The organism is Olsenella kribbiana (genome assembly GCF_036408795.1).
Lineage (GTDB): Bacteria > Actinomycetota > Coriobacteriia > Coriobacteriales > Atopobiaceae > Olsenella_L > Olsenella_L kribbiana.
The window spans coordinates 163,437-174,783 of record NZ_JAZGJP010000004.1 but is presented as its reverse complement, the minus strand read 5'-3'; the positions used below and the strand labels follow the sequence as shown (position 1 = coordinate 174,783).

9 protein-coding genes are annotated in these 11,347 nt (G+C 60.3%); 7 read left to right on the top strand and 2 right to left on the bottom strand.

The features are described from left to right. The first annotated feature begins 206 nt into the window (after positions 1 to 206). Genes VXJ24_RS04480 through VXJ24_RS04465 form a run of 4 tightly spaced genes read left to right on the top strand, consistent with a single transcriptional unit; the run spans position 207 to position 4,379 of the window. Positions 207 to 1,937 (top strand): ABC transporter ATP-binding protein/permease, encoded by a 1,731-nt coding sequence (locus tag VXJ24_RS04480; RefSeq protein ID WP_330971723.1) that lies wholly within the window; start codon positions 207 to 209, stop codon positions 1,935 to 1,937. Continuing rightward, positions 1,930 to 3,591, top strand: coding sequence for an amino acid ABC transporter ATP-binding/permease protein (locus tag VXJ24_RS04475; RefSeq protein ID WP_330971722.1), 1,662 nt, complete (start codon positions 1,930 to 1,932; stop codon positions 3,589 to 3,591). The genes VXJ24_RS04480 and VXJ24_RS04475 overlap by 8 nt, the downstream gene beginning before the upstream one ends. A gap of 33 nt (positions 3,592 to 3,624) precedes the next feature. Beyond that, complete coding sequence (locus tag VXJ24_RS04470; RefSeq protein WP_330971721.1) at positions 3,625 to 4,020, top strand: YbaN family protein; 396 nt, start codon at positions 3,625 to 3,627, stop codon at positions 4,018 to 4,020. After that, complete coding sequence (locus VXJ24_RS04465; protein WP_330971720.1) at positions 4,017 to 4,379, top strand: nitrous oxide-stimulated promoter family protein; 363 nt, start codon at positions 4,017 to 4,019, stop codon at positions 4,377 to 4,379. Before VXJ24_RS04470 ends, VXJ24_RS04465 begins: the two co-directional genes overlap by 4 nt. A gap of 268 nt (positions 4,380 to 4,647) precedes the next feature. On the opposite strand, the gene VXJ24_RS04460 is transcribed toward VXJ24_RS04465, so the two are convergent. Beyond that, the gene (locus VXJ24_RS04460; RefSeq protein ID WP_330971719.1) at positions 4,648 to 7,470 is read right to left on the bottom strand and encodes a beta-glucosidase; all 2,823 of its coding nucleotides are present in this window, start codon (positions 7,468 to 7,470) and stop codon (positions 4,648 to 4,650) included. 151 nt (positions 7,471 to 7,621) lie between these two features. On the opposite strand from VXJ24_RS04460, the gene VXJ24_RS04455 reads away from it, so the two are divergent. Beyond that, entirely contained in the window at positions 7,622 to 8,335 is a 714-nt protein-coding gene (locus VXJ24_RS04455; RefSeq protein ID WP_330971718.1) for a LytR/AlgR family response regulator transcription factor, read from the top strand. Beyond that, positions 8,335 to 9,651 (top strand): ATP-binding protein, encoded by a 1,317-nt coding sequence (locus VXJ24_RS04450; RefSeq protein ID WP_330971717.1) that lies wholly within the window; start codon positions 8,335 to 8,337, stop codon positions 9,649 to 9,651. Before VXJ24_RS04455 ends, VXJ24_RS04450 begins: the two co-directional genes overlap by 1 nt. Before the next feature lie 66 nt (positions 9,652 to 9,717). Here the strand turns inward: VXJ24_RS04450 and VXJ24_RS04445 are convergent, their stop codons facing one another. Then, positions 9,718 to 10,233 carry a ferritin gene (locus tag VXJ24_RS04445; protein ID WP_330971716.1) on the bottom strand — a complete coding sequence of 172 codons (516 nt, stop codon included), beginning with the start codon at positions 10,231 to 10,233 and terminating at the stop codon, positions 9,718 to 9,720. Between the two features lie 193 nt (positions 10,234 to 10,426). Between VXJ24_RS04445 and VXJ24_RS04440 the strand changes: the two genes are divergently transcribed. Further along, positions 10,427 to 11,248 carry a Cof-type HAD-IIB family hydrolase gene (locus VXJ24_RS04440; RefSeq protein WP_330971715.1) on the top strand — a complete coding sequence of 274 codons (822 nt, stop codon included), beginning with the start codon at positions 10,427 to 10,429 and terminating at the stop codon, positions 11,246 to 11,248. Positions 11,249 to 11,347 lie beyond the last annotated feature (99 nt).

The window sequence follows — 11,347 nt, the reverse complement described above, 5'->3', positions numbered from 1 at the left end:
CTGCATGACCCTTCGCCATCTCGTCCCCCGATCCTCCGGATGCATCAGCCGTTCATCCATATGATGCAGCGGAGCGGCGACAGGAATTCCTGCGGTTATGCCGGAGGTCCTCAGCCATTTTCGGCTTTTTGGAGTTTTAATTGTCTAACTCCCTTACAGTAAGCAGAGGCTAACATAGATGCATTGCCGAAAGAGGGGAGTCATTCATGATGGACAAGAGGCTTCTGGCGCTTGTGCCAGAAGCGATGCGCCACGTCATTCTTGCTGTGGTGTGGAAATGGGCAGGGCTTCTGTCCAATATCTGCCTCGTCTGGGGCGTGGCCTCAGTGCTTGCAGCTGCGCTTGAAGGTACCGCAGTGCCTTATGGCATGGCAGCCATCCTTATCGCAGTTGCCTGCGTGGGCAAGGCCATTTCGGTCTGGGCGCAGGAGCGCGAGAGCCTTGCGGCATCCCAGGATGTGAAGCGGAAGCTCCGCCGCGCCATCCTCGAGAAGCTGCTCCGGCTCGGTCCTGCCTATGATCGGCAGGTATCGACGGCTGAAGTCGTGCAGCTCTCAGTCGAGGGATGCGAGCAGCTCGAGACCTACTTCGGGCAGTATCTGCCGCAGATCTTCTATTCGGTCCTGGCACCTGTCACGCTCTTTGTCGTGATTGCCCCGATGGATCTTGCTGCCGCTATCGTGCTGCTCGTCTTCGTGCCGCTCATCCCGCTCACAATCGTGGCTGTGCAGAAGATCGCAAAGCGCATCCTTTCTGCCTATTGGGACCAGTACACCGAGCTCGGCGATTCCTTCCTCGAGAATCTCGAAGGACTCACGACGCTCAAGATCTATGGGGCTGACGGGGCGCGCCACGAGGCGATGAACAAGGAGGCAGAGCACTTCCGCATCGTCACGATGAAGGTGCTCTCGATGCAGCTCAACTCCATCATCGTTATGGACATTGTCGCCTTGGGCGGCGCTGCGGCAGGTATCTGGGTCGCGCTTTCCGCTCTTGCCGCAGGCACGATCACCATCTTCCAGACGCTTGCAATCGTGCTGCTCTCGGCAGACTTCTTCCTGCCGATGCGCCAGCTCGGCTCCTTCTTCCATGTGGCAATGAATGGCATTGCTGCCTCAGGCAAGATCTTCCGTCTCCTCGAGTTTCCCGAGCCTGAGAAGAAGGAAGGCATCCCTGCCAAGGGCAGTGTGCCGGTGCTCGAGGATGTGAGCTTCTCCTACGATCGCGAGCGTGAAGTGCTCCACGATATCAGCCTCACGGTCACGCCCACGGGCGTTACCGCTATCGTCGGCCTTTCCGGCTCCGGCAAGTCGACGATCTCGGCACTTATGGGCGGGCGTCTCACGGGATACAGGGGCCACATCCGCTACGGGGCGCTCGAGCTTGCCGATGCAGATTCTGCGGCGCTTGCAGAGCATGTCACAACTGTCGGTGTCGGTGCCTATCTCTTTGCGGGTACCGTGCGCGAGAACCTGGCCATGGCCAAGCCGGAAGCAACGGATGAGGAGCTCTGGGCGGCGCTTCAGGCGGCAAGCCTCGATGGCTTCCTCAGGACGCAGGAGGGCCTCGAGACGAAGCTCACGCAGGATGGGCAGAACCTCTCGGGCGGCCAGCGCCAGCGCCTCGCGTTCGCCCGTGCCTATCTCCATGGCTCCGACCTCTACATCTTCGATGAGGCGACAAGCAATATCGATGCAGAGAGCGAAAGCGTGCTCCTCTCCTCGATCTATGGGCTTGCCGAGACGCATCCTGTCGTAATGATTGCCCACCGTCTTGCGAACGTCGTGGACGCCGAAAAGATTTATGTGATGGACCAGGGACGTGTCGTCGAGTCCGGCACGCATGAAGAGCTCCTTGCGAAGGATGGCACCTACGCCCGCATGTGGGCAAGCCAGCAGGAGCTCGAAGCTTTCGGAAGAGGTGATAGCCGTGACTAGGCACAGCAATTTCCGTCTCATGGGACGCATGCTCGGCTTCGTGAAGCCGATGGTCGGCGTCATGTGCATCTCGGTCTTCTGCGGCATCCTGGGATTCGTCTGTGCGACGGCGCTGCCGTTGCTTGCAGCAGAGGCCGTGCTCTCTGTTGCCGGCAAGGGTTCTCTTGCCTGGAGCGTCGGCGCATTCGGAGGCATGCTTGCTGTTCTGGCTGTGGCGAGAGGCATCCTCCACTACATCGAGCAGCGATGCAACCACTACATCGCCTTCAAGCTCCTGGCCCATATCAGGGACCTTGTCTTTGGAGCTTTGAGAAAGCTTGCCCCCGCCAAGCTCTCCGGCAGGAACAGGGGCGAGCTCATCTCGACGATCACGAGCGACATCGAGCTCCTCGAGGTCTTCTATGCCCATACGATTTCGCCGGTCTTGATTGCAGCAGGAATGACGATTGTGCTCATGGTGTTTCTTGCGAATCTCTCGCCGGTCTTTGCGCTTGTGGCGCTTTGCGGCTACATCCTTGTCGGCGTGGTCTCGCCGATTCTTGTCTCGAAGGCATCGGACGAAGGCGGCGCCCAGGCACGTGCCGTGCAGGCAAGCCTTTCAGGCTATGTCCTCGACAACCTGCGCGGCCTGGCCCAGGTCATCCAGTGCGGGGCAGGGGATGCGAGGCTCTCTGGCCTCGACGAGCGCAGCCGTGCTCTTGTGGATGTGCAGCGTGGCCTCAAGGCAAAAGGCGTTGCCGGCTCTGCGGCGGTCGGCGTGCTTGTCGTCCTCACGGCAGCAGCCCAGCTCTTCATCGGCGCACCGCTCGTCGCAGCTGGTGCGGTCATGCCGGAAGCCTATGTGCTTGCGGTCGTGACGACGCTTTCCTCCTTCGGGCCCTATGTCGCGCTTGCAAACCTCGGCTCGACGCTCCAGCAGACGCTTGCCTCGGGCGAGCGCGTGCTTGCCATCCTCGATGAGAAGCCCCAGGTCGAAGAGGTTGAGGTCGGCAAGGAGCCCGCCTTCACCGGTGCCGCTGCAGAGAGCGTGAGCTTCTCCTATGCAGACGAGGAAGTGCTCCATGATGTATGCCTCGAGATTCCCAAAGGCAGGATTGTCGGCATCTCCGGCAGGAGCGGATCAGGCAAGTCGACCTTCTGCCGTCTCCTCATGCGCTTCTGGGATGTGGATGAAGGCAGGATCTCGATTGGTCCGAACGATATCAGGCGGGTGAGGACCGCACATCTCCGGAGCCTCGAGGCCTCCGTCGAGCAGGATACCGTGCTCTTCCATGACAGCATCAGGAAGAACCTGCTGATTGCGAAGCCCGATGCAACAGAGGAGGAGCTGAAGAGCGCCTGTGCCCAGGCATCCATCCTCGATTTCATCGAGAGCCTGCCCAAGGGCTTTGACACTGAGGTGGGCGAGCTCGGGGATACCCTTTCCGGCGGCGAGCGCCAGCGCCTGGGACTTGCCCGTGCCTTCCTCCATGATGCGCCGTTCGTGCTTCTCGACGAGCCGACGTCGAACCTCGATGCCCTGAACGAAGGCGCCGTCTTGAAGGCCCTCGATGCACAGCGCGGCAAGCGGACGGTCCTTCTGGTCTCGCACCGTCCAAGCTCGCTTGCGATTGCAGATGAAGTGATCTTGCTCGACCAGGGCAGGGTCAGCTAGCAGGTTCCCAACCGATGAAAGCAAGGTGGCAGGATGCGCGTCCTCTATATCGTTCTCGGCCTTCTCTTCTTGGCGCTCGGCACAGTGGGCATTGTCCTGCCGCTCTTGCCGACGGTGCCCTTCTATCTTCTGGCAGCGTTCTTCCTGGGCAAGGGCTCACGCAAGCTTGATGCCTGGTTCAAGGGGACAGGCTTCTATCAAGCACATGTAAAGCCGCTGCAGGAAGGGAAGGGCATGACCGTCAGGGCGAAGGCAAAGGCCTTCGGCACAGTGACGCTCCTTCTGGGGCTTGGCTTCATCTTCATGTCAGCCATCCTGTGGGGCAGGGCGATCCTCGTGGCAGTCTGGGTCTTCCACATCTGGCTCTTCTGGGCAAAGATCCCGACAGCTGCAGATGAGGCAGATGCAGAGGAGGCTGAGGCAGAATGAGACGGAGCGATGAGGAGACAGAGCGCAAGCGTGCCCGCGAGTCCCGTGTCGTGCATGAGATGATTGCGCTCTACTGTCGTGGAATTCATCACACGGCCAAAGGCAGCCTCTGCCCCGAGTGCGAGGCGCTCGATGCCTATGCGCAGAAGCGCATCGCGCGCTGTCCATTCATGAGGACAAAGACGTTCTGTTCCGTGTGCTCGGTGCATTGCTATGCGCCCAAGCGGCAGGAAGAGATCCGTCAGGTCATGCGCTACTCAGACCCCCGCATCCTCTTCCGCCATCCTGTCATGTGCGTGCATCACGCTATCGACACGCTCGAGGCGAAGAGGCGGAGCCGGGAGAGGGCCAAGGCATAGGTCGGGAAAGGCGGGGTCTATCAAGCAAGCGAGAGGCAGTCCGGTTCGAGCCGGACTGCCTCTCGCTCATGTCTGCATGTCCTTACAACCTTGAAGGGATGCCTAAGTCTCATTATGGATGCTCCTTATTTCGACTTATCCGATAAGTCGAAATAAGGAATGCTGCAGCATATGGCTGGCCAAGAGCATGTCGGCATAAGAAAGCGCCCCTGGCGGCTGGGGACCGCTGAGGGCGCTGGCTCCTGCTGGGGATGCAGGAAGGGCTACTCTATTCCTTTGTTGCCTTCTCCTGTGCGCGCCAGCGGTTCATCTTCATGTGGCGGCGGACAAAGTAGAGGACGATGAGGGCAATGATGGCAGCCTGGACGACCTCGACGAGGGTCACGATCGTGGCCTGATGCCAGATGCCGACAGAGAGTGCGTTGGAGTTCGCCTCGGTGTAGAGGATGTCATGTGCAGCACGGCGCAGGGCCTGGTGTCCTGCTGCAGTGGAGAGGGTGTCAGAGGTGAGGGACTTGTCCTGGAGGAAGGCAAGGTAGAGGTCATTGCCGGCACGCAGGCCGCGGTTGATGTTCACGGTATCGGCAGCGAGGACGCAGTCCGTGACGACGGTGCCATGGAAGCCCCATTCGTTCCTGAGGACGTTCGTGAGGAGAGCCGTGGACTCGGCGCAGGGCGTCGTGCCAAGCTTGTTGTAGGCGCTCATGATGCCGTGGGCATCAGCGGTCTTGACGGCAATCTCGAAGGGCTTGAGGTAGATCTCGCGCATGGCCTGCTCGTTTGCCCAGGTCACAAGGCCGCCTGCATCGCAGCGGTGCGTCTCCTGGTCGTTCAGGGCAAAGTGCTTGAGGTAGCAGTAGACGCCGTTGTCCTGGATGCCTTCGATCTCTGCGGCCACAATCTTGCCGGTGAGCTCGCCGTCCTCGGAGACATACTCATAGTTCCTGCCGCCGAAGGGGCTCCTGTGGGTGTCTGCACCCGGTGCATAGAGGCCTGCGACATCGAGAGCGTTGGCTTCCTGGGCGAAGAGGCTGCCGACCTTGTTGGCAAGCTCGGTGTTCCACGTGCAGCCTAGGACGCTCTGGCCTGTGAGCTGGGTGCCGGTGTAGCCTGCCATGATGTTGTTGACGCCGTTCGGGCCATCGCACTCCACGAGTGCCGGCTTGTCGACGCTCTTTGCACTGAACGTCATCCAGCCGCCGTTGCCGACGAGCATCTTCTGCTCATCGAGGGTCATCTGGTCGAGGAGCTTGTCCCACTGGGAATCGTCGTAGTCAAGTCCTGCCATGTCAGAGAGCTTGAGGCCGTTCTTCGCGCCGTAGGTGACATCTTCCACATCGTCGTTCTCGAGAGCGGCGGGGTTGTCGAGCGCGTCCTTCACCTCGGCAGAGGCCTCCTTGGAAGCCGGTGCCATCTTCGGGAACGTGCCTGCCCAGTCAGCGCGGGAGAGATAGGTGATGCCATCGCCGTACGACACGTCGTCGAACTGGTTTGTGGCTGCGACCTCGTCGGTCGAGCGCTTGCCGTCGTTTGCGTCGTTGTAGATGTAGTCGCTATCCACATGCACGGTGCGGGTGTCGACGATGTCGTGGGAGTTCGTGCGCAGGCTCACCTGGTAGTCGCCTGCCTCGAGCACGTAGGCGCCGCCTTCGGCCTTGATGCCCTGGTAGTCGTAGCTGGCCATGTCCTCATGCGTCCAGCTGAGCGTGATCTCCTGGCTCTCGCCGGGGTCGAGGAGCTTCGTCTTTGCAAAGTCGCCGAGCACGCAGGCGCTCTTCTCGATGCCGCCCTTCGTGTAGGGAGCGGAGTAGTAGCCTTCCACGACATCTTTGCCGGCAACGGAGCCGGTGTTCGTGACCGTGACCTTCATCGTGATGTTCGTGCCATTGTCGGTGAAGCCGGAGATCTTCTCATCGAAGGTCGTGTAGGAGAGGCCATAGCCGAACGGGTACTGGACGGTCGAGGCATAGTCGATGTAGCCATCCTCGGCTGCCGTCTCGTAGTAGCGGTAGCCCACATAGATGCCTTCGGCGTAGTCCACATAGTGGACGTTCTCGGTGCCGGACGTCGCGTCGCCAGTGCCTGCGAAGAGTGCCTGGTTCGTGTGCTGGACGTTCGAGTAGTCATGGGCGCCGAAGTTGTAGTAGCTCGGTGCAGAGGCAAGAGAGTAGGCAAAGGTATCGGTCGTACGGCCGGAGGGGTTGACGGCACCGGTGAGCACCTGGCCGATTGCATCGCAGCCGGTGGAACCAGGAGTTCCGACCCAGAGCGCTGCGTCGATGCTGTCAGAATCCAGGAAGCCGAGCTCCATAGCATTCGGGCTGTTGAGGACGACAACGACCTTCGAGAAGTTCGACTCCACCATCGAGAGGAGATCCTCCTCGTTCGGTGTGAGCTGAAGGTAGCTCCTGCCAGCCTCGGATCCCTCGTAGTCTGCCATGTCGGTCGGGAGGTCAAAGCCCTCGCCGCCCTTGCGGGTAAGCACGACGAGCGCCGTGTCGGAGTAGGCCCTCGCGTTGTCGATGACATCCTGCGTGTAGGTAGACTGGGGCAGCTCATAGAGGTTCCAGTCGGTGCCGACGAGGCCCTTGTTCTCGGAGCTCAGGGCGTTCTCGTCGTAGAAGGACTCGAGGTCGGGGTTGACCTGGAGGCCTGCGTCCTCGAGGCCCTGATAGAACGTCACGTTCTTCGAGCTGTCGCCCGAGCCGGAGCCCGTGCCGCCGTAGCTGAAGTTGTTGCCGGCCGTGGAGCCGAAGACGTTCACCTTCTGCGTGCCGTCAAGCGGCAGGGCATTGTTCTGGTTCTTGAGCAGGATGATGCCCTCTGACTCGACTTCCTGGGTCACGTCGCGCGTGGCGTCGGATGCCTGTGTCACGGCCTCTGAGCTTGTGTCAGGCTTCGAGGTGAAGGTTACGGCAATATCGAAATACGGTCTCACGAAGATGCCGACGGCGAGCGTGACCGTAGCGACGAGTGCCGCGAGGATGCACATGAAGACGAAGAGCACGCGCTTCGGGCGCTTCACGGGCTTTGCTGCCTTGCCGTCCTTTCCCTTCTTCTCCGGCAGGTGGAACTTGTGCGTATCTGCCATGTATGGTCTCCCTTCCCAGAATGCTTTGAGCTAGCTATCCAACGCCTTGAAGACTAGGGAGGGAGGGGCATGCCTTGGGGCCCGTGGCATAATCGTGGATGGTCTGCGACATAATCGGGAACGAAGCCGGTCGAAAGGAAGAGGGTCGGGAGTGTATCGGGTGCTGGTCATAGAGGACACGCCAGAAGAGGCCAAGCGCCTCACGGGACATCTCAGGACCTATGGCGAGCGGAAGGGATACGACTTCTCGATCGAGGTCCTTCCCAGCGCCCTCGAGTTCGTGAACTCGAAACATGAGGCAGACATCATCTTCCTCGATATCAGCCTGCCGGGCATCTCCGGCATGGAGGCGGCGGAAATCCTGCGCAGCTACGACCCCGAGACGCCGCTCGTCTTCGTCACGAACCTCGCACAGTACGCCGTGGAAGGATATGCGGTCGACGCCGTCGACTTCATGGTGAAGCCGGTCTCCTATGAGGACTTCGCTCTGCGCATGGACCGCGTGATGCGCATGGTGAAGAGGAGGAGCGAAGAGACGGTCGCGCTTCCCACCGCAGAAGGCATCCGTGTCGTGCGCCTCTCCGACATCCTTTACATCGATATCGTGAAGCACAACCTCAAATATCACCTTGCAGGCGAGGAAGAGCCGCTCTCGAGGCGTGGCAGCATCGGTGCCATCGCACAGGAGCTCGAGGACAAGGGCTTCCTGAAGATTGCTGCTTCCTGCGTCATCAACATGGCCCAGGTCGCCCGCATCCGGGCAGCCTCTGTCGTGATGTCCGATGGGACGGAGCTCTATTTCAGTCGCTCGCAGAAGAAGCCGGCACTCGAGCGCCTTGCCGCCTACGTTGGAAGGGGCATCTAGTGCCTGCCTGGCTCTGGGCGGCGGCAAGCCTCGCGGACATCGTCGTGCGTGTCGCCTTCGGCATCGCCGTCTTCGCCGTGGCGCTGAAGCCGAAGGAAGGCTTCGCGGGAAGGCTTCTTGCCGCCCTCGCGGTGGCTATGGCAGCTGTCCTTCTCATTTCCTGGCAGGCAACATTCGTGCCTGCCATGCCGATCTGCGCTGAGGGGGCTGCAGGGTACGTCCTCCAGTTCCTTGCCTTTTCGGCACTCCTCGTGGGCTCTGTCGCCGTCGTGCGCTTCCTTTCGGATGCAGGCATCTGGGCGTGCCTGTTCTGCTGCTCCTGCGGCTATGCGCTCCAGAACCTCGCTTCGGGTGCCTCGGAGCTCATCTGGGTGCTTGCTCTGGGCACGGGGCCTGAGACGGAGACGGGGCGCCGGATGCTCTTCGGTCCCTACACGCTCCTCAACTTCATCATCTCTGCCATCCTCTATCTTGCAGTCTGGTACTTCTTCGTCAGGAAGTCCGATGAAGAGGGGCTTGCAGGCGTGAGCAACCCTGCCATGATCCTCATGATGGCTGTCGTGATCCTCATGGTCATCGGCTTCGACCTGGTGATCAAGAGCCTTTCGGATAACGGCATCTCGGTGGCCTACGTCCTGGCGCTGCGGTCCGTCCATGGCTTCATCTGCGTCTTCACGGTCCTTATGGAGTACGAGCTTCTCATCAATAGCCGCCTTGCCGCCCAGCGCGATACGGCCCGTCATGTCCTGGCAGAGCGCCAGCGCCAGTACCTCACGAGCCGGCAGACGATGGATGCGGTGAACATGCGCATGCACGAGCTGCGCCACCGGGTGTTCCGGACGCTCTCCGATGCCGGCACCGAGCTCGGCGAGGAGACGGCTCAAGAGCTCCTGCGCGAGGTCAGCGTGTATGATGCGGTCGTGCACACAGGCAATGAAGCGCTTGATACCGTGCTTTCGGAGAAGCGGCTCATCTGCCAGGACAAGGGCATCACGCTCTCCTGCATAGCGGACGGGGCTGCCTTGGGGTTCATGGCAGGAGAGGACATCTATGTCCTCATGGGAGCGGCGCTCGACGAGGCGATAGCGGCCTCAGCAGCTGTCACGGATGCGCACCGCCGCTCGATCTCCGTTGTTTGCCGCCGCGCCATGGGGACGGTGTCTGTGCACATCGAGCTCTGGGGAAAGACGGACTTCGCCGACGACGCTATCCCTCTCGTCGCGAAGCGCTATGGCGGGACGCTTTCCTGTGCGACAGGAGAGGGCAAGTCCCGGATCGACCTTCTCTTCGAGGAGCCCGAAGAGGACGCGAAGTAGGCTTCTTGCTACGAAAAAGGGAGGATCCTTCCGGATCCTCCCTGAAAGACTGTATGTCCGTTTCTCCTACATTGGCATCGTCGGTGCGATGAAGGTACGGGCCAGATACTTCTGGTCGAGGTTGTAGAGGCCCTGCGGCGTGCCAGCAAAGAGCTTGTAGTCGTTGATCATGTCGCGGGCGTTCGTCTCCTCTTCGCCCTGCTCCTTCACGAACCAGTCGAGCATCTGCATGGTCCTGAAGTCATGGATCTCATAGGCAGCGGCGTAGCACTCGTTGATGCAGGAAGTGATGTACTCCTCGTGCTTGAGGCCAGCCTCCATCGGCTCGAGGTCGTTTGCATACTCGTTCGTCGGCTTGTCGATAGCTTCGAGGGTGATCTTTGCGTCGTTGTCGAGCAGGTAGCGGCGCAGGATCTTCGCGTGGGCAACCTCCTCCTGGACCTGGATCATGTACCAGTTCGCATAGCCCTTGAGATTCCTGTCCTCGTAGTAGTCTGCGAAGGTCAGATAGAGATAGGAGGAGTAGAGCTCCTTGTTGATCTGCTTGTTCAGGATGTCTGCAACCTTTTCATTCAGCGCCATGATCGAACCCCTCTCGATTGCTTTTCCACATTGCATAGTGACTTGTACCCGCAATTCCTGAGAGTGTGCAGAGATGCGCCCGAATGGAGGAAGCTGCATCCAAATGACACCGTCATGCCAGATAGGAGCCTGCAGCATTCTGCGGACAGGTGCTGATACGATGTATCTGGCAAACGTCTGGAAGGGGAATATCGTGGGGCTCCGGCTGCTTGCGCTCGATATGGACGGCACGCTTCTGACATCCGAAAAGACCGTATCGGATGCGACCTGGGCGGCACTGGGCCGGCTTGCCGACAAAGGCGTGACCCTGGCACTCTGCACAGGAAGGAATGCGCTCGAGGCGCGCTGGTCTCTTGGAGGGGCGACAGGTCCCATCCGCTACGGCGTCCTTGCATCGGGTGCGCTCACGTATGACTTCGGGACGGGAGACATCCTCGATGCCCATGCAATCGATGCTTCTGCTGCCATCCGGATCGTGCGTGCCGCCAAGGCAGAAGAGGCGATGGCGGTAGTGTTCTATCCGGATCTCTGCCTCTGCCGGAAAGAGGATGCAGACCATATGGACACGTTCCATATGGGCGTCTATCAGAGCATGTACCAGAGCATCTACCATTTCGAGGACGATCTTGCAGGCTATATCGAGGTCCATCCAAGAGATATCGTGAAGGTGCTCGTCTATCACCGGGATACGGCTGCACGTGGCCGGACAAGGAAGCGGATCGAAGGCCTCGAGGTGTGCCTCGCAGATGCAGAGACGACCTCGCTTGAGTGCTCGCCGGAAGGCATCAGCAAGGCAGAGGGGCTCGAGGTGCTCTCGCGCGAGCTTGGCATCCCGCTTTCGGAGATGGCAGTTGCAGGGGATGGAGCAAACGACCTGGAAGCGCTCCGCGTGGCAGGATGCGCTATCGCGATGGACAATGCCATTCCCGAAGTGAAGGAGATTTCCGATCTCGTCGTGGCAGACAACGACCACGACGGGATAGCGGAAGCGGCAGAGAGGCTCTTCGACGTCTAGGCTGCCGCATGTCTCCTTGCCATGGATATCGCTCGTGCCTGCACAAGAAGAGAGCCGGTGCGGGTGCACCGGCTCTTAGGCAGCATCTCTGCAATCGCT